General features: G+C 73.7%; 13 protein-coding genes and 2 tRNA genes. 11 read left to right on the top strand and 4 right to left on the bottom strand.

The features are described 5' to 3' along the window. The first annotated feature begins 3 nt into the window (after positions 1 to 3). From F4692_RS06185 to F4692_RS06150, 8 genes are all read left to right on the top strand, one after another. Positions 4 to 1959 (top strand): dipeptide/oligopeptide/nickel ABC transporter permease/ATP-binding protein, encoded by a 1956-nt coding sequence (locus F4692_RS06185; protein WP_179618701.1) that lies wholly within the window; start codon positions 4 to 6, stop codon positions 1957 to 1959. Beyond that, entirely contained in the window at positions 1956 to 2702 is a 747-nt protein-coding gene (locus tag F4692_RS06180; protein ID WP_179618700.1) for an ABC transporter ATP-binding protein, read from the top strand. The genes F4692_RS06185 and F4692_RS06180 overlap by 4 nt, the downstream gene beginning before the upstream one ends. Next, positions 2699 to 6040 (top strand): serine hydrolase, encoded by a 3342-nt coding sequence (locus F4692_RS06175; RefSeq protein WP_179618699.1) that lies wholly within the window; start codon positions 2699 to 2701, stop codon positions 6038 to 6040. The genes F4692_RS06180 and F4692_RS06175 overlap by 4 nt, the downstream gene beginning before the upstream one ends. Then, positions 6037 to 7206 (top strand): M20 family metallopeptidase, encoded by a 1170-nt coding sequence (locus tag F4692_RS06170; RefSeq protein ID WP_308645174.1) that lies wholly within the window; start codon positions 6037 to 6039, stop codon positions 7204 to 7206. Before F4692_RS06175 ends, F4692_RS06170 begins: the two co-directional genes overlap by 4 nt. A gap of 32 nt (positions 7207 to 7238) precedes the next feature. Then, positions 7239 to 8111 carry a GNAT family N-acetyltransferase gene (locus F4692_RS06165; RefSeq protein ID WP_179618698.1) on the top strand — a complete coding sequence of 291 codons (873 nt, stop codon included), beginning with the start codon at positions 7239 to 7241 and terminating at the stop codon, positions 8109 to 8111. Further along, a complete protein-coding gene (menC, locus tag F4692_RS06160) occupies positions 8108 to 9214 on the top strand; it encodes an o-succinylbenzoate synthase (protein WP_179618697.1) in 1107 nt (368 codons plus the stop codon). The genes F4692_RS06165 and menC overlap by 4 nt, the downstream gene beginning before the upstream one ends. A gap of 85 nt (positions 9215 to 9299) precedes the next feature. Beyond that, positions 9300 to 10961 (top strand): PucR family transcriptional regulator, encoded by a 1662-nt coding sequence (locus tag F4692_RS06155; protein ID WP_179618696.1) that lies wholly within the window; start codon positions 9300 to 9302, stop codon positions 10959 to 10961. Positions 10962 to 11009: 48 nt separating this feature from the next. Continuing rightward, the gene (locus F4692_RS06150) at positions 11010 to 11843 is read left to right on the top strand and encodes an NmrA family NAD(P)-binding protein (protein ID WP_179618695.1); all 834 of its coding nucleotides are present in this window, start codon (positions 11010 to 11012) and stop codon (positions 11841 to 11843) included. Positions 11844 to 11904: 61 nt separating this feature from the next. Here the strand turns inward: F4692_RS06150 and F4692_RS06145 are convergent. Continuing rightward, a tRNA-Arg gene (locus tag F4692_RS06145) sits at positions 11905 to 11977 on the bottom strand. A 153-nt stretch (positions 11978 to 12130) separates the two neighbouring features. On the opposite strand from F4692_RS06145, the gene F4692_RS06140 reads away from it, so the two are divergent. The 3 genes from F4692_RS06140 (at position 12131) to F4692_RS06130 (ending at position 17164) form a co-directional block, all read left to right on the top strand. Further along, complete coding sequence (locus F4692_RS06140; RefSeq protein WP_179618694.1) at positions 12131 to 13969, top strand: phosphoenolpyruvate carboxykinase (GTP); 1839 nt, start codon at positions 12131 to 12133, stop codon at positions 13967 to 13969. A 179-nt stretch (positions 13970 to 14148) separates the two neighbouring features. Then, on the top strand, positions 14149 to 16008 hold the full coding sequence (locus F4692_RS06135) for a phosphoenolpyruvate carboxykinase (GTP) (protein ID WP_179618693.1): 1860 nt from the start codon (positions 14149 to 14151) through the stop codon (positions 16006 to 16008). A gap of 148 nt (positions 16009 to 16156) precedes the next feature. Then, positions 16157 to 17164 (top strand): TrmB family transcriptional regulator, encoded by a 1008-nt coding sequence (locus F4692_RS06130; protein WP_179618692.1) that lies wholly within the window; start codon positions 16157 to 16159, stop codon positions 17162 to 17164. Positions 17165 to 17337: 173 nt separating this feature from the next. Here F4692_RS06130 and F4692_RS06125 read toward each other — a convergent pair whose 3' ends face one another. From F4692_RS06125 to F4692_RS06115, 3 genes are all read right to left on the bottom strand, one after another. Beyond that, positions 17338 to 17484 carry a hypothetical protein gene (locus F4692_RS06125; protein ID WP_179618691.1) on the bottom strand — a complete coding sequence of 49 codons (147 nt, stop codon included), beginning with the start codon at positions 17482 to 17484 and terminating at the stop codon, positions 17338 to 17340. Between the two features lie 147 nt (positions 17485 to 17631). Next, positions 17632 to 17725: transfer RNA gene (locus F4692_RS06120), tRNA-Ser, on the bottom strand. Positions 17726 to 17788: 63 nt separating this feature from the next. Continuing rightward, positions 17789 to 18250 carry a hypothetical protein gene (locus F4692_RS06115; protein WP_179618690.1) on the bottom strand — a complete coding sequence of 154 codons (462 nt, stop codon included), beginning with the start codon at positions 18248 to 18250 and terminating at the stop codon, positions 17789 to 17791. Between the last annotated feature and the right edge of the window lie 72 nt (positions 18251 to 18322).

Genomic DNA, 18322 nt, shown 5'->3' with positions numbered 1-18322 from the left:
CGCATGGCTCGTGACGACACCCGCGCCCGTCGCTGGCGGGCGGTGCTGCTCACCCCGGTCGGGCTGACCGCCGCGGTGCTGCTCGTGGCCGTCGCCGCCCTCGCCGTGCTCGGTCCGGTCCTGTGGGGCACCAGCGCGGACGCCGTCGACACCGGCGACGTGCTGGCGGGCCCGTCGCCCGAGCACTGGGCCGGCACCGACAACCTCGGGCGGGACATCCTGGCGCGCACGCTCGTCGCGACGCGGCTCTCCATGGTGCTGGCCGTCTGCGCGATCGTCGTCGCCGTCTCGGCCGGCATCCTCCTCGGCGCGGCCCCCTACCTGCTCGGCGGCCGGGCCGGTCGCCTGGTGGCCGCCGGGGTCAACGTCGCGGTGGCGTTCCCGGGCCTCCTGCTCGCCCTGTTCTTCGCCGTCGTCTTCGGCGTCGGCGCGACGGGTGCCGTCCTCGCGGTCGGCCTCGCGGGCGCCCCGGTCTTCGCCCGGCTCACGCAGACGCTCGTCGCGCAGGTCGCCGGTCGCGACTACGTCTCCGCCGCCCGGGTCGCGGGGGTCGGCCGCGTGCGGATCCTGCTGCGGCACGTGCTGCCCAACATCGCCGAGCCGCTGGTCGTCAACGCGACCATCGGTGCCGGCAGCGCCCTCCTCGCCTTCGCCGGCCTGTCGTTCCTCGGCCTTGGCGTGCAGTCGCCGGCGTACGACTGGGGTCGCCTGCTCTACGACGGCATCGGGGCGCTGTACGTCAACCCCGCCGCGGCGCTCGCCCCCGGTGTCGCCGTGCTGCTCGCGGGGCTCGCGTTCAACCTGTTCGGCGAGTCGGTGGCCAAGGGCTTCGGCGTGCCGGTGCTGGTCGGGACGCCCCAGCCGCGCGTGCGTCGCGAGTCGACGGCGGTCGCCGCGGACGTCGCGTCGGCGTCGGAGGGGGGCGACGACGAGGCCGCCGCCGACGTCGTGCTCGAGGTCCGCGACCTCGAGGTCGCCTTCGTGACGGCCGGCGGGACGGTGCGCCCGGTGCGTGAGGTCAGCTTCGACGTCCGGCGCGGCGAGGCGGTCGGGGTGGTGGGCGAGTCCGGGTCGGGCAAGTCCCTGACCGCGCTCGCCGTCTCCCGGCTCGTCGGCGAGGACGGGTCGGTGCGCGCCCGGCGGCTCCGCTTCCTCGGCCACGACCTCGCCGCGGCGGACTCGCCCGCGCAGCGTCGGATGCTCGGCACCAGCCTGGCCATGGTCTTCCAGGACCCGATGACCTCCTTCAACCCCACCCGGCGCATCGGCCGGCAGCTCGCCGAGGTGGCCACCGAGCACCAGGGGCTCGGCCGGGCCGACGCCCTCGCCCGGGCGGTCGACCGCCTCGACGCGGTGCGCATCCCCGACGCCGGGCGCCGCGTCCGGCAGTACCCCCACGAGTTCTCCGGCGGGATGCGTCAGCGCGCGATGATCGGCATGGGTCTCATGGGCACGCCCGCGCTGGTCGTCGCCGACGAGCCCACCACGGCGCTCGACGTGACCGTCCAGAAGCAGGTGCTCGAGCTCCTCGCCGACGTCCGCGCGGCCGACGACGTCGCCCTGCTGCTCATCAGCCACGACGTCACGGTCGTCGCGGAGGTCTGCGACCGGGTGCTCGTGATGTACGCCGGGCGGATCGTCGAGGACCTGCCCGCCTCAGGCCTCGCCACGCGGGCGCAGCACCCCTACACGCGGGCGCTCGTCGCCGCCGTGCCCCACATGGACACCGACCTCGACCGTCCGCTCGCGACGATCCCCGGCCGCCCCGTCGACCCGGCCGAGGTGCCCGCGGGCTGTGCGTACGCCGCGCGCTGCCCGCTCGCGACCGCCCGCTGCCGCGCCGAGGACCCGCCGCTGGAGCAGGCCGCCGACGGCAGCCGGGTGGCGTGCTGGCACGCCGGTGAGCCGCTGCCCGACCCCGTGGTACGCCCCGCCGACGAGCTCGTGGAGGCACCGTGAGCGAGCTGCGCTTCGAGGACGTCACCGTCCGCTTCGGCCGCACCACGGCCGTCGACCGGGTGAGCCTCACCGTGCCCGCCGGCACCGTCGTGGGGCTCGTGGGCGAGTCGGGGTCGGGCAAGTCGACCCTCGCCCGCGCCGCCGTCGGCCTGGCCCACCCCGAGTCCGGCTCCATCACCCTCGGCGGCAGCCCGGTGCCGCACCGCGGCGCGCGACGGCCGCTGCAGATGGTCTTCCAGGACCCCTACTCCTCGCTCGACCCGCGGATGACGATCGGCGACAGCATCGCCGAGGCGCTACCCCGCGACGTCGACGGCGTACGCGGCAGGCGGGCGCGGCGCGAGGAGGTCGCCCGGCTGCTGGAGCTGGTCCACCTCGAGCCGCACCGCGCCCGGGACCTCCCGGCCCGCCTGTCCGGGGGTCAGCGCCAGCGGGTCGCGCTGGCCCGGGCGCTCGCCGGCCGACCGGACGTGGTCATCGCCGACGAGATCACCTCCGCGCTCGACGTCTCGATCCAGGGTGCGGTGCTCAACCTGGTCCGCGAGCTCCAGGCCGAGCTCGGCCTCTCGATGCTCTTCATCTCCCACAACCTCGCCGTGGTCCGCTACGTCGCGTCACGGGTCGCCGTGATGCAGGGCGGCCGGATCGTCGAGGAGGGACCCACCGCCCAGGTGCTCGGTGCGCCCGGGCACGACTACACGCGCGAGCTGCTCGCGGCCGCCCCCGGAAGGAAGCCCGCATGAGCCACATCCCCGACACCCCCTCCGGCACCGACGCCGTCCGCCGGCTGCGCATCGACGACCTGGGCGACCTCGCGGTGCCCTCCGAGCCGGCCCTCTCGCCCGACGGCTCCCGGGTCGCGTACACGCTGCGGACCCTCGACGTCGCGGGTGACCGCAACGTCGACGAGCTGTGGTGGGTCGCGACAGACGGCGGCACGCCGCGGCGGCTGACCCACGGGCCGGCGGACGGCTCGCCGGTGTGGGCGCCCGACGCGACCCGGGTCGCCTTCGTGCGCGACGGGCGGCTGGCGGTGCTCGCGGCCGACGGCGGCGAGGTCGAGGTGCTGCCCGGCGTGCCCGCCGGCGTCGCCTCGCCGTGCTGGAGCCCGGACGGCACCCGGATCGCCTTCACCGCCCCGGTCGACCCGGACCGGACCGGTGACGGCAGCCCCGCCGGCGCGCCGATGGTCTCCGAGGGCACGGGCTACCAGTCCGACGGCACCGGCCTCCACGGCCGCGTGCGCACCCAGCTCTTCGTCGTCGGCGCCGACGGCGCGGGCCTGCGCCAGCTCACCAGCGGGCCCCACGGCGTCGGGTCGCCGGCGTGGTCGCCCGACGGCAGCACCCTCGCCTTCACGCGCGGCTCCGACGCGCGCTTCCGCACCCCCGTCCACGTCCTGCCGGTCGACGGTGTCGCGTCCGACCTCCGCACCGTCGGCTTCGGGCACGGGGTCGCGCTGGCCGTGACGTGGTCCGCCGACGGCGACGCGCTGCTCGTGGCCGGGCACCCCGGCGACCCGGTCGGCCACGCCCGGCTGGTGCGGGTGCCCCTCGACGGGTCCGACGTCATCGACCTGGCCGGACCGCTCGACCGCAACGTGATGCCCGGCGCGACCGCCTACCCCGGCGGGCTCCCGGTGGAGCTCGAGGGCCGGGTCTGGTTCTGCCTGCGCGACCGCGGGTGCACCCACCTGTGGTCCGGCTCCGCGGACGGCACGGACCACCGGCCCGTCGTCGCCGGCGAGGGCCGGGTGGTGTCCGGCCTGTCCGCGTCGGGCGGTCGTGCGGCGATCGTGCTCACCACCCCGACGTCGTACGGCGAGGTCGTGCTGGTCGACCTCGCCGACGGTCGCGAGCAGGTGCTGACCGACCACGGCGCCGCCCTCGCCGACGTGGTCCACCACCCGCGGCGCGCGCGTACCTTCACGATCTCCGACGGCACCGAGGTCGAGGCCTGGCTCATCCACGACGACGAGCCCGGTCCCAAGCCGCTGCTGCTCGACGTGCACGGCGGGCCGCACAACGCGTGGAACGCCGCCGCCGACGAGATCCACCTCTACCACCAGGAGCTCGTCGAGCGCGGCTGGGCGGTCCTGCTGGTCAACCCGCGGGGCAGCGACGGCTACGGCGAGCAGTTCTACGACGGCGTCCACGCCGCGTGGGGGGTCGCCGACGCCGCCGACTTCCTCGAGCCGATCGACGTGCTCGTGGCCGAGGGCCTGGCCGACCCCGAGCGGCTCGCCGTCGGCGGCTACAGCTACGGCGGTTTCATGGCCTGCTGGCTCACCGGTCACGACGACCGCTTCGCCGCGGCCGTCGCCGGCGGCACGGTCAGCGACCTGGCCAGCATGTACGGCACCAGCGACGACCTGTGCCTGAGCGCGTACGAGCTCGGCGGCGCCCCGTGGGAGGAGCGCGACCTCTACGACGCGATGTCGCCGATCACCCGGGTGCACGACGTCCGCACCCCGACGCTCGTCTACCACGGCATCGAGGACCGCACCTGCCCGCTCGGCCAGGCGCAGCAGTGGCACACCGCGCTGTGCGAGCTCGACGTGCCCACGCAGCTGGTGCTCTATCCCGACGCCTCGCACGTCTTCGTCCTGCGCGGCCGGCCGTCCCACCGGCTCGACGTCAACCGGCGCACGCTCGACTGGCTGGTCACGCACACCACGGATGACGGACGACCGCGGCCGGACCTCGCCCACTGGGAGCAGCGGCTCGCGGTGCTGGCCGAGCGCCACGGCGTCCCGGGCGCGCAGCTCGGCATCCTCCGCACGCGCGGCGGTCGGGACGACGTCGTCGTCGCCACCCACGGCGTGCTGCACGTCGGGACGCAGGCGCCGGTCACGCCCGACGCGGTCTTCCAGATCGGCTCGATCACCAAGGTGTGGACCGCCTCGGTCGTCCTGTCGCTCGTGGACGAGGGCCTGCTGGAGCTCGACACCCCCGTGGTGGAGGTGCTCCCGGACCTGCGGCTGGCCGACCCCGAGGTCACCAAGGGCGTGACCGTCAGGCACCTGCTCACCCACACGAGCGGGATCGACGGGGACGTCTTCACCGACACCGGCCGCGGCGACGACTGCCTCGAGCGCTACGTCGAGCAGCTCGGCGAGGCAGGTCAGAACCACCCGCTCGGGGTCACGTGGTCCTACTGCAACTCCGGCTTCTCTCTCCTCGGCCGGGTCATCGAGGTGGTGACCGGGCTGACGTGGGACGAGGCGGTGCGGCAGCGGCTCTCGGCGCCCCTCGGCCTCGAGCGCGCCGTGACCCTGCCCGAGGACGCGCTGCTCCACGCCGTCGCCATGGGACACGACGAGCGCGACGGCGAGACCGTCCCCGCGCCCGCGTGGCAGCTGCCGCGCTCGGTCGGACCGGCCGGGCTCGTCACCTGCTCGGCCGCCGACGTGCTGGCCTTCGCCCGGATGCACCTGGCCGGAGGCCGCGCCGCCGACGGCACCCGTGTCCTGGCCGAGCGGTCCGTCGCCGCGATGGCCGCGCACGAGGCCGAGCTGCCGGACCCCTACATCCTCGGCGACTCGTGGGGCCTGGGCTGGATCCGGTTCACGTGGGACGGCCGGCGCCTCGTCGGCCACGACGGCAACACCCTGGGCCAGGCCGCGTTCCTGCGGATGCTGCCCGACCCGGACGGGGACGGCGGGCTCGCGGTCGTGCTGCTCACCAACGGCGGCCACACCCGCGACCTCTACGAGGACCTCTACCGCGAGGTCTTCGCCGAGCTCGCGGGGGTCGCGATGCCCGAGCGCTTCGCCCCGCCGGCCGAGCCGGTCGAGGTCGACGTGACGCCCTTCCTCGGTCGCTACGAGCGCACGTCGGTGCAGATGGACGTCGAGCAGGGCGAGCACGGACCGCTCCTGCGCACCACGCTCACGGGGCCCTTGGCCGAGCTCGAGCCGGACCCCGTCGAGGAGCACGCGCTCGTGCCCGTCGGGCCCGGCCTGTTCGCCGTACGCCCCGAGGGCACCGAGACCTGGGTGCCGGTCACCTTCTACGAGCTCGCCACCGGTGAGCCGTACCTCCACATGGGGGCGCGCGCCACCCCCCGGGTGCGCTCGTGACCCCGGCCACCGCGCCCGCCGTCGACCTCGACGCCCTGCTGGAGGACGTACGCACCCTGGTGGAGTGCGAGTCGCCGTCGGCCGACCTGGCCGCGGTCGCGCGGTCCGCGGACGTCGTCGCGTCCGTCGGCGAGCGGTGGCTGGGCGTGGCCCCCGAGCGGATCGTGCTCGAGGGACGCACCCACCTGCGGTGGCGGCTGGGCGACGGCCCGTCGCGCGTGCTGCTGCTGGGCCACCACGACACGGTCTGGCCGATCGGCACCCTGGCCAGGCGACCCTTCGCCGTCGAGGACGGCGTGCTGCGCGGCCCCGGCTGCTTCGACATGCTCGCCGGCCTCGCCATGGCCTTCCAGGCCGCGGCCGGGACCGAGGGCGTGACGGTGCTCGTCACCGGCGACGAGGAGCTCGGCTCGCCGAGCTCGCGCGCGCTGGTCGAGGAGGAGGGCGCCCGTGCCGAGGCGGTCCTGGTGCTGGAGGCGTCGGCCGACGGCGGCGCGCTCAAGACCGGGCGCAAGGGGGTCTCGCTCTACGACGTCGACGTCTCCGGCCGCGCCGCACACGCCGGGCTCGAGCCGGAGCGGGGCACCAACGCCGCCGTCGAGCTCGCCCACGTCGTGCTCGCGCTGACCGGGCTGGGCGACGCCACGGCCGGGACCACCGTCACGCCGACCCGGGCCAGCGCCGGCACCACCACCAACACCGTCCCCGCCGCCGCCACCATCGCGGTCGACGTACGCGCCCGGACGGCGGCGGAGCAGGAGCGCGTCGACGCGGCCGTACGCGCGCTGGCCCCGGTGCTGCCGGAAGCCGGGCTCACCGTCCGCGGCGGCCCCAACCGCCCGCCGCTCGAGGAGACGGCGTCGGCGGAGCTGTTCGAGCGCGCCGCGGCCGTCGCAGCCCGACTCGGCCTGCCCGCGCCCACGAGCGCCAGCGTGGGCGGGGCGTCCGACGGCAACTTCACCGCCGGCGTCGGAACCCCCACCCTGGACGGCCTCGGCGCCGTCGGCGGCGGTGCGCACGCCGAGGACGAGCACGTCCTCGTCGCCGAGCTGCCCGGCCGCACGGCGCTCCTGCGGGCGTTGGTGGCCGACCTGCTCGCCGAGCCCCTCGCCCCTCTGGTGGCCCCGACCAACCCGGCCGGCCGGGCTGGTGGAGGACGACCATGACGCTGCCCCGGAAGGCCACGAGCATGGGACCCATGAGCACCCCGACCGCCGTCGCCAGCGAGCTCGACGCCGCCGTGCAGGGCGCCGACGCCGCGGCCCGCGCTGCCGGGGTGGTGGTGCGCACGCTCGACGAGCTGCCCGACCTTGCGCAGGCCGTGGCGCTGTTCGGCGACATCTGGAAGCGCTCCGGCAGCCCGCCGCTCACCGTCGAGCTCCTGCGCGCGCTGACCAAGGCGGGCAACTACGTCGGGGGTGCGTACGCCGACGGGCGTCTCGTGGGCGCCTGCGTCGGCTTCTTCCACGCGCCCGAGGAGGACAGCCTGCACAGCCACATCGCCGGTGTGGCCCCCGGCGCCGCCGGGCGCAACGTGGGGTTCGCGCTCAAGCTGCACCAGCGCGCGTGGGCCATCGCGCGCGGCGTGCACGAGGTCGTGTGGACCTTCGACCCGCTCGTCGCGCGCAACGCCTGGTTCAACCTGGTCAAGCTCGGCGCCCGCGCCACGGAGTACCTCCCCAACTTCTATGGCCCCATGGACGACGGCATCAACGGTGCCGACGAGTCCGACCGGCTGCTGGTGCGCTGGCGGTTGACCGAGCCGGCGGTGGCGCTGGCCTGCGCCGGCGGCGGGGTCGGTGCCGTCGCGGCCGACCTCCTCGCGGGCGGGGCCGTCGTCGCCGTGGGTCGCGACGACGCGGGGCGTCCCGCGCCGGGGCGTCTCGACGGGGGCGTCTCGCTCGTCGCCGTCCCGCCGGACGTCGCGGCGCTGCGCGCCACCGACCCGGATGCCGCCCGCCAGTGGCGCTCCGCGGTGCGCGAGGGGCTCACCACGCTCCTCGCCGACGGCGCGGGACGCATCGAGGGCTTCGACCGGTCCGGTTGGTACGTCGTGAGGAGAGAGCAGTGAAGATCACCGGCGTCGAGCTGCGACGCATCGCCATGCCCCTGGTGGCGCCGTTCCGGACCTCGTTCGGCACCGAGACCGCCCGCGACGTGCTGCTGGTGCGGGTCGTGTCCGACGACGCCGAGGGCTGGGGTGAGTGCGTCGCGATGACCGCGCCCCTCTACAGCTCGGAGTACGTCGACGCCGCCGCCGACGTCCTGCGCCGCTACCTGGTGCCGCGGCTGGTCGCGGACGGACCGTGCTCGGCTCCCGACGTCGCGCAGCGCCTCGCGCCGGTGAAGGGGCACCGCATGGCCAAGGCCGCCCTCGAGACGGCGGTGCTCGACGCCGAGCTGCGCGGCGAGGGCCGGTCGTTCGGCCGCGAGCTCGGTGCCGTGCGCGAGCGCGTCCCGTGCGGCGTCTCGGTCGGCATCATGGACTCGGTGCCCGCCCTCCTCGACGCGGTCGACGGCTACCTCGCCGAGGGTTACGTGCGGATCAAGCTCAAGATCGAGCCCGGCTGGGACGTCGAGCCGGTGCGCGCGGTCCGCGAGCGCTTCGGCGACGAGGTGCTGCTGCAGGTCGACGCCAACACGGCCTACACCCTCGCCGACGCCCCCCACCTCGCCCGCCTCGACGCCTTCGACCTGCTGCTCATCGAGCAGCCGCTGGAGGAGGAGGACGTGCTCGGGCACGCCGACCTCGCGCGCCGGATCACGACGCCGGTCTGCCTGGACGAGTCGATCACCTCGGCGCGCGACGCCGCGGCCGCCATCCGGCTCGGCGCCTGCAGCATCGTCAACGTCAAGCCGGGACGCGTCGGCGGCTACCTCGAGGCCCGGCGCATCCACGACGTCTGCGTCGCCGCCGGCGTCCCCGTGTGGTGCGGCGGGATGCTCGAGACCGGCCTCGGCCGGGCGGCCAACGTCGCCCTCGCCGCCCTCCCCGGCTTCACGCTCCCGGGGGACACCTCGGGCTCGGGGCGCTACTACGCGCAGGACATCACCGAGCCGTTCGTGCTGGACGACGGGCACCTCACCGTCCCGACCGGTGCCGGCCTCGGGGTCGCGCCCCTGCCCGACCGGCTCGAGGAGGTCACGACCGCCACGGAGTGGCTCGCCGTCTGAGAAGTTGTCCGCGCGCACCAATCGCGGTCCCGAATCGGTGCGGCGGCACTGGCGGGCGCGGAGCGCGCTGCCTACGGTGGAAGCCATGACCGAGCGGGCAGCAGTGGGCGCGACCCTCGCGCGGCTGCTCGACGACCTCGGCACCACCTTCCTCGACCTCGCCCACGGCGACGCCGCGCTGGCACCGACCATCGGCGGGGTCGTGATCCACGACCCGCTCGACCCGCCGTCCCTGCCGCCCCGCGCGCTCGTGCTCGGTGTCGGGGTCGACTCGGCCGCCGAGGTCGTGCGCCTGCTCGGTGTGCTCGGTCCCGGGGGTGCCTCGGCGCTCGTGCTGCGGGCGCCCGTACCCCTCACGCCCGAGGTGCGCGCGGCTGCGGACGAGGCCGGCGTGGCCCTGCTCGGCCTGAGCCGCGGCGCGTCCTGGGCCCAGCTGAGCGAGATGCTCCGCTCCCTGCTCGTCGCGGGGGACGGCTCGCCGGGCACCGGCGAGCCCGACTCGCTCGGCGGGCTGCCGTCCGGCGACCTCTTCGCCGTGGCCAACGCGCTGTCGGCGCTGCTCGACGCGCCGATCACCATCGAGGACCGCAGCTCGCGCGTGCTCGCCTTCTCCGGCCGGCAGGACGAGGCCGACCCGCCGCGCGTCGAGACGATCCTCGGGCGCCAGGTGCCCGGCCACTACATGAAGGTGCTGCAGGACCGCGGGGTGTTCAGCGACCTCCACCGCTCGGACCGGCCGGTCGTCGTCGACCCGCTGCCGGGCGTCGACGGCACGATGACCCTGCCCCGGGTCGCGGTGTCCGTGCGCGCCGGCGACGAGGTGCTCGGCTCGATCTGGGCGGTGGTGCCCGAGCCGCTGAGCCCGGAGCGCCTCGGCGCGCTCACCGACTCGGCCAAGCTCGTCGCGCTGCACCTGCTGCGCGTGCGCGCAGGCGCCGACGTACGCCGTGGCGTACGCGCGGACCTGCTCGCCTCGGCCCTGACGGGCGGGTCCGGTGCGCCCGACGCCCTCGAGCGCCTGGGCCTGGCCGGCCAGCCGCTGCTGGTGGTCGGGATGACGCTCGACGAGGTGCACGCCGTCGGCCCCGACATCGACGACGCCTCGCTCACCCACGAGCGCGAACGGCTCGGCGCCGCCTTCGCGCTGCACCTCGCCGCGGTGCACCCGCGCTCGGCGGCGGCGTCGCTCGGCGACGTGACCTACGGGCTGCTCGCCGCCCCGGGGGAGGCCGGTCACGCCGAGGAGCAGGCCGTGCGGGTGGTGCGCGACTTCATCGACCGGATCGGGGAGCGGATGCGTCCGGTGGCGGCGGTCGGGACGGTCGCCGCCGACTTCTCCGGCATCGCCCGCAGCCGCACCAGCGTCGACCGCGCGCTCCGGGTGCTGCGCCGCGGCGGCGGGGAGCGACGGATCGGCCGGCTCGAGGACCTCCAGGGCGAGGCGCTCGTGCTGGAGCTGCAGGACCTCGCGTCCGCGCGAGGCGACGAGCCCACCGGCCCGCTGGCCCGGCTCGTGGCGTACGACGCCCGGCACCGCTCCGCGCTGACCGACACCCTGCGCGCGTGGCTCGACCACTTCGGCGACGTCGTCGCCGCGGCCGAGTCGCTCTACGTCCACCCCAACACGTTCCGCTACCGCCTGCGGCGCGCCGCCGAGGTCGGCGAGGTCGACCTGGACGACGCCGACCAGCGCTTCGCGCTCATGCTGCAGCTGCGGGTGCTGGTGTCGTCGCCCGTTCCTCGCTGAACGACCGTGCCGTGGAATTCCGGTCCGCGGGGCCGGGTTGTGCGTGACATGACTGCGACGGTGCTGGTGACCGGGGCTCGGGCGAAGACGGGTGCGCCGGCCGTACGACAGCTGGCCGCCGCCGGGGCGGACGTGCGCGGCGGGTCGAGCGACCCGGGCGGCGTGCGCGTCCCGGGCGTCACGCCGGTGCGCTTCAGCTGGGACAAGGAGGAGACCTGGGCGCCGTCCCTGGACGGCGTCGACGCGGTGTTCGTCGTGCGTCCGGACCGCGCCGACGCCCCCGACGTCGTCGCCCGGTTCGTGGAGCTCTCGCACCCGGACACCCGCGTGGTGCTCCTCTCGGAGACGGCGCAGGGCGGCTACGGCCCCGACGACTGGGCGCCGCGGGTCGAGGCGGCGGTCCACGACAGTGGACGGCCCTGGACGATCGTCCGGCCCGGGTGGTTCATGCAGGTCCTCACCGACCCGCGCTTCTTCCTCGACGACCTCGCGCAGGGGCGGCTGCCGTTCCCGAGCGGCGACGCGCGCCTCGCCTGGATCGACGCGCGCGACATCGCAGCCGTCGCCGTCGCCGCCCTGCTCGACCCAGCGCACGAGGGCCTGACGCACGTGGTCTCCGGCCCGGAGTCGCTGACCCTGGCGGAGACGGCGGCCGTGCTCTCGGCCGGCCTGGGTCGTCCGGTCCGCCACGACGACGTCGACGTCGACGTCGCGCTCACCGGCATCGACGGCTTCGACCGAGAGATCACCGAGGACACCTACGCGAGAGTGCGCCGCGGCGAGTTCGCCGAGGTGACCGACACCGTCCAGCAGGTCACCGGCGCCCCCGCACGGTCACTCGCGCAGTTCGTCGCGGACCACGCGGACGTGCTGCGGGGGTAGGGACCTCCCGGCCGACAACGCGAAGAACCCCACCGGTGACCCGGTGGGGTTCTTCGATCTGCGCGCCTGTAGGGATTCGAACCCCAAACCTTCTGATCCGTAGTCAGATGCTCTATCCGTTGAGCTACAGGCGCTCGTCCGTGGACTGGACGACAATAGCCGACTGCCTCCGCTCCGGCGAAATCAGGATCACCCGGATTGGCGGATCGCGGCGTGTGACGGGTGCCCTAGGGTGCTGAGCACCGCACCCGCGGCGGTCCGCACCCGCCGCAGAAGGAGGCAGTGCCATGGCAGATCTCGAGGCAGTCCTGGACGAGGCCGGGGTGACGAACCCGCGGGTCCGCGACTTCGTGAAGCAGTACGCCGAGCTCACCGGCGCCGCCCGGGTCGAGGTCGTCGGCGCGGCCGACGACGCGCGCCTGCTGGAGGAGGCGGTCGCGGCGGGCGAGCTGCAGATGGCGGGGGAGGGGCGCTACTACTCGCGCAGCTACCACAAGGACACCGCGCGCTCCGAGGAGCGCACGGTCGTTGCGACGAGCGACGAGAAGGACCGCGGCGTCTACAACAACTGGCGCCCGTCCTCGGAGATGAAGCCGCTGCTGCACGAGCGGATGCGCGGGGCGTCCGAGGGCAAGACGATGTACGTCATCCCCTACCTGATGGCGCCCGCCGGCAACGCGCTCGCGCCGTGGGCGGCGGGCGTCGAGCTCACCGACACCCGCACCGTCGTGCTGCACATGATCCGGATGGCGCGCGTCGGCGTGCAGCACGTCAACGACCTCGAGGACCCGGACTCCTTCGTCCGCGCCGTCCACGTCACGGGCGACCTCGAGCACCTCGGCCAGGGCACCGCCGACGACCAGCGCTGGTTCGTCACCGTCGCCGACGAGCGCACGATCCTGCACTACGGCTCCTCCTACGGCGGCAACGCGCTGCTCGGCAAGATCGCGCACGGCTTGCGGCAGGGGGCGTACGACGGGTGGGCGAGCAGGAAGTTCCTCGCCGAGCAGTACATGCTCATCGGCATCCACGACAAGCAGACCGGCCAGACGTGGCACGTCTGCGGCGGCTTCCCGAGCGCCTCCGGCAAGACCAACCTGGCGATGATGGCCGCGCCCGACGCGCTCGGCGACCGCTACCACGTGTCGTTCTACGGCGACGACATCGCGTGGCTGTGGGTCGACGAGGACACCGGCCGGCTGATGGGGATGAACCCGGAGTACGGCGTCTTCGGCGTCGCCAAGGACACCAACGAGACCACCAACCCCAACGCGCTCGCCTCCATCGACGAGGGCACCCGGGCGATCTTCACCAACGTCGCCTACAACCCCGGCACCGGCGAGACCTGGTGGGAGGGCAAGACCCCGAAGCCGCCGGCGGACGTGCACGGCTGGCTCGACTGGACGGGCTCGCCGCTCGCCGACCGCAAGTCCGACGACTCCGCCGCCTGGGCGCACCCCAACAGCCGCTTCACGACCACCCTCGACAACGTCCCCAACATCGCGCCCGACTACGACGAGCCCGCCGGCGTGCCGATCGACGCGATCATCTTCGGCGGCCGCACCCGCGACCGCGAGCCGCTGATCCGCGCCATCACCGACCTCGCCGAGGGCGTGTACGACGGCCTCACCCTGGGTGCCGAGGCCACCTTCGCCGCCGAGGGGGTCGACGGCCAGCTCCGCTACGACCCCATGTCCAACCGGCCGTTCATGGCGTACGGAGAGGGCGACTACGCCCGCCACTACCTCGACGTCGTCGGTGCGGCGACGGAGCAGCCGATCTTCGCCCACGTCAACTGGTTCCAGCGCGACCCCGACGACGGCCACTTCCTCTGGCCCGGCTACCGCGACAACCTCCGCCCCCTGCTGTGGCTGCTCCGGCTCAAGGCCGGCGAGGTCGAGGGACGCAGGACCGCCGTCGGCATCATCCCGACCGAGGAGGAGCTCGACCTCGAGGGCGTCGACATCGCCCCGGAGGACCTCGAGCGCATCCTCACCATCGACACGGAGCGCTGGCGGCAGGAGATGGGCTTCCGTGAGGAGCACCTGTCGCAGTTCGACCGCATGCCCGAGGAGATCTGGGAGGCCCACCGGCGGGTCGCAGCGGACCTCGAAGCCGAGGGGTGAGAGGGGCGTACTTTCGGCGAAAATTGCCCGAAGTACGCCTGCGGAGCGGTAGCGAGACGCGGGTCACACATGTGTGATCGATCCAATATGTGGCGCCTCCGGCACGGGCTAGCGTCCCCGCAAGTCGCCGACAACGAGGCCGCGCGAACCAGACGCTCCGCACGCTGAAGGAAACGGTCATGACCGCAACGATCGACCCGCAGACGCCCCCGCTCGATGCAGCTCCGACCACCCACCAGGGCATCCTGGACTGGGTCACCGAGGTCGCCGAGCTCACCCAGCCCGACGCCGTCCACTGGTGCACCGGCTCCGACGAGGAGTGGGAGCAGCTCACCGCGTCCCTCGAGGCGACGGGCACGTTCACGCGCCTGAACCCGGACGTGATGCCCAACTCGTTCCACGCGGCCTCCGACCCGACCGACGTGGCGCGCGTCGAGGACCGCACCTACATCTGCTCCGTCGACGAGCGCGACGCCGGGCCCACCAACAACTGGATGGACCCCGGCGAGATGAAGGACCTCATGCGCGGGCTCTACGCCGGCTGCATGAAGGGCCGCACGATGTACGTCATCCCGTTCGTCATGGGTCACCTCGACGCCGATCACCCGATGTTCGGCATCGAGGTCACCGACTCGGCCTACGTCACCGTCTCCATGCGCGTCATGGCGCGGATGGGCACCGACGTGCTGCGCCGCATCGAGGAGCTCGAGGACCAGGGCCAGGACCCGAAGTGGGTGCCGGCGCTCCACTCGGTCGGCATGCCGCTCGAGCCCGGGCAGGCCGACGTCGCCTGGCCGTGCAACGACACCAAGTACATCGTCCAGTTCCCCGAGGAGCGGATGATCTGGAGCTTCGGGTCGGGCTACGGCGGCAACGCGCTGCTCGGCAAGAAGTGCTACGCCCTGCGCATCGCCTCCGTCATGGCGCGCGACGAGGGCTGGCTCGCCGAGCACATGCTCATCCTCAAGCTCACCTCCCCGCAGGGCGTCACCAAGTACGTCGCCGCGGCCTTCCCGTCCGCGTGCGGCAAGACCAACCTCGCGATGCTCAAGCCGACGATCCCCGGCTGGAAGGTCGAGGCGATCGGCGACGACATCGCCTGGATGCGCATCGGCGAGGACGGCCGCCTCTGGGCGGTCAACCCGGAGTTCGGCTTCTTCGGCGTCGCGCCCGGCACCAACGAGCACACCAACCCGCACGCCATGGAGACCATCCGCAAGGGCAACTCGGTCTTCACCAACGTCGCGCTGACCCCCGACGGCAACGTCTGGTGGGAGGGCCTGGAGAACCCCCCGGCCGAGGCGACCAGCTGGAAGGGCGAGCGCTGGACGCCCGAGATCGCCGAGGAGACGGGCGAGCTGTCGAGCCACGCCAACAGCCGCTACTGCACGCCGATCAAGCAGTGCTCGATCCTCGCCGACGAGTACGACGACCCGCGGGGCGTGCCGATCGATGCGATCCTCTTCGGCGGTCGTCGCAAGACCACCATCCCGCTCGTGACCGAGGCCCGCGACTGGAACCACGGGACCTTCATGGGCGCGACGCTCTCCTCCGAGACCACCGCGGCCGCCGTCGGCGCGGTCGGCGTGGTCCGGCGTGACCCGATGGCGATGCTGCCGTTCATCGGCTACAACGCCGGCGACTACTTCGGTCACTGGATCGGCATCGGCAAGGACAACGACGCCGCCAAGCTGCCGAGGATCTTCTACGTCAACTGGTTCCGTCGCGACGACGACGGCGGCTTCCTCTGGCCCGGCTTCGGCGAGAACAGCCGCGTCCTCAAGTGGGTCATCGAGCGCATCGACGGTCAGGCGGCCGCGGTCGAGACGCCGATCGGCCACGTGCCGGCTCCGGGCTCGCTCGACATCGACGGCCTCGACGTGACCGAGGAGCAGCTCGCCAAGGCCCTCGCCGTCGACGCGGAGGAGTGGAAGGCCGAGCTGCCGCAGATCCAGGAGTGGTTCGAGAAGTTCGGCGACGACCTCCCGGCCGTGCTCTGGAGCGAGCTCGACACGCTCAAGGCGCGCCTCGACGCCTGAGCCGTCACGCACGTCGTACGCCGGCCCGCCCCTCCGCGCCAGGAGGGGCGGGCCGGCGGCGTCACGGGTGGTCGCACCACCGATCGCGTCGGGGTGCGTGTGGCATCCTCCTCCCCACGGGGATGTCGGTTCGAGCGGGAGGTGATCCATGCCCTTGGGGCCCCAGGAGCGTGTCGTCTTCGAGGAGCAGTCGACCCCGCTCTACGAGGAGATCGTCACCACGGGCGGCGTCAGCACCACCGACAAGCGCATCGCCAAGCGCGGCGAGCTGCACCACGCGTTCGAGCTGCTGGTGGACGTCGGGCTGGTCACCAGGAGCGAGGATGGCCAGAGCTGGCGTGCCGTCGACCCGGCTGCCGTCCAGGCGCAGGTCGTGGCCCCGCTCGGCCAGCAGGGTGCGGAGCTGATCGCCGAGTCCGCCCACTGGGCGACCGCCTTCAGCACGCTCTCGCACGCCTGGCGGCGCTCACCCAACGCGGTCGGGGGGCCCTTCGCCGAGATCCGGGGCGTCGCGACGATCGGCACCTTCCTCGCCTCGCTCGTCAGCGACGCCGAGGAGGAGCTGCTGACCGCCCAGCCGCAGTACCGGCGGGGCGTCAAGCAGCTCGACGCCGGCGTCGGCACCCGCGACATCGCCGCCCTCAAGCGGGGCGTCAAGATGCGTACGCTCTACCAGCACGCCGCACGCCGCGGCGCGGACACCCGCAAGTACGTCGCCGCGGTGACGGCCGCCGGCGCCGAGGTGCGCACGCTCGACGAGTTCTTCAACCGCCTCATCGTGGTCGACCGGCGGATCGCGCTGATCCCCGGTCACGAGGGCACCGACACCGCGATGGTGATCAACGACCGCTCGATGGTGAGCTACCTCGTCGACATGTTCGAGCGCCACTGGGAGCGGGCCCGGCCGTTCACCAGCAGCGAGACGTCGCTGATGCGCGACATCGCGACCGAGCAGCGTGCCATGACGATCCGGATGCTGCTCGAGGGCCGCGCGGACCCGGCGGGCGCCAAGCGCCTCGGCGTCAGCCCGCGCACCTACGCCGCCTACGTCGCGGACCTCAAGAACGAGTTCGAGGTCGAGACGCGCTTCCAGCTCGGCTACGAGATGGGCAAGCGGGGCATCTCGGGGCGCGAGGACGACGAGCTCGCCACCTGAGCCCGGGCGTACGACCCCGGACGAGGGGCGAGGGCAGCACCTCGGTCGAGATGCTGCCCTCGCGTGCCGGGACGGGCCTGTGGGGGAGGCCATCCGGACCAGAACTCGTGGGGGGTTGAGGGGTCCGTGTCCCAGCTCCTTGTTACGTGCCCATCATGGCACGGTCAGTGGACTCAGCGAGCCTTGATCTTGCCCCAGCTGGTGTCGATCGCATTGGCCGGCGCAGCGCCGATGCCGACAACACCGACACCCAGGACAGCCACCAGGACGGCGGCGGCGATGCGGCGTACTGTGGTCATGCTTTTCACCTCGTTGGTCACGTGTCACAGGGGATGACACATTCCATTGTCACCCACTCCCCGCAGCCGCGTCCTGCCCGCGTCACTGCAGGTCTGTGCATTGCAGGATCCTGCAAATGTATGCGGGAACCACGGACCGACCCCCTCCCGGAGGAGGGGGTCGACCACTGGCGGAGGCGGAGGGATTTGAACCCTCGATGGGGTTTTAGCCCCAAACCCGCTTAGCAGGCGGGCGCCATAGACCGGACTAGGCGACGCCTCCATGCCCGACCAGTGCCGGGCGCACAGAAGGTTACAAGGCCGGGCGCGCCTGCGCCGAATCAGGTCACAACTTGCGGAGGCCGTGTCCCTCCTGGAGCCGCTGCTGCACGTCGCGGACGAACTGCTCCCGGTCGACCGCGAGCAGTTCCACCGGGATGGTGGTCGTACGCCCGTCGCGCAGGCGGAGCACGACGACGGGGGCGTCGGCGACGGTCGTCGTGACGGCGTCCTCGACGTCCTTCCAGCGGCCGGAGGCCGCGCCGACGCCGCGGACCCACTGCACGCGGTAGCCCTCCGGCGTGAGCCGCGCGACCCACCCCCTGGTCCGCCACGTCCACCACGCGCCGACGAGCAGCAGCAGGGTGAGCACCGCAGGGACGAGCAGGAAGGCGGTGTGCAGGTCGACGGCGGCGATGAGGACCGTGCTGAGCAGGATGAGCACGGCGACCAGGCACAGCACGGCACCCAGCAGGCGCGCCGCGACGGCGGGGGCGAGGCGGTAGACGGTGGCGGTCTTGGTCGTCACCACCCGATTTTCCCACGCCGCGGGCGCACCGGTGGGGCGAGGGTGGGACGGGGAGCGGTTGGGTAGAGTCCG

The organism is Nocardioides cavernae (genome assembly GCF_013410035.1).
GTDB lineage: Bacteria > Actinomycetota > Actinomycetes > Propionibacteriales > Nocardioidaceae > Nocardioides > Nocardioides cavernae_A.
This window is presented reverse-complemented; position numbering and strand designations above follow the sequence as displayed.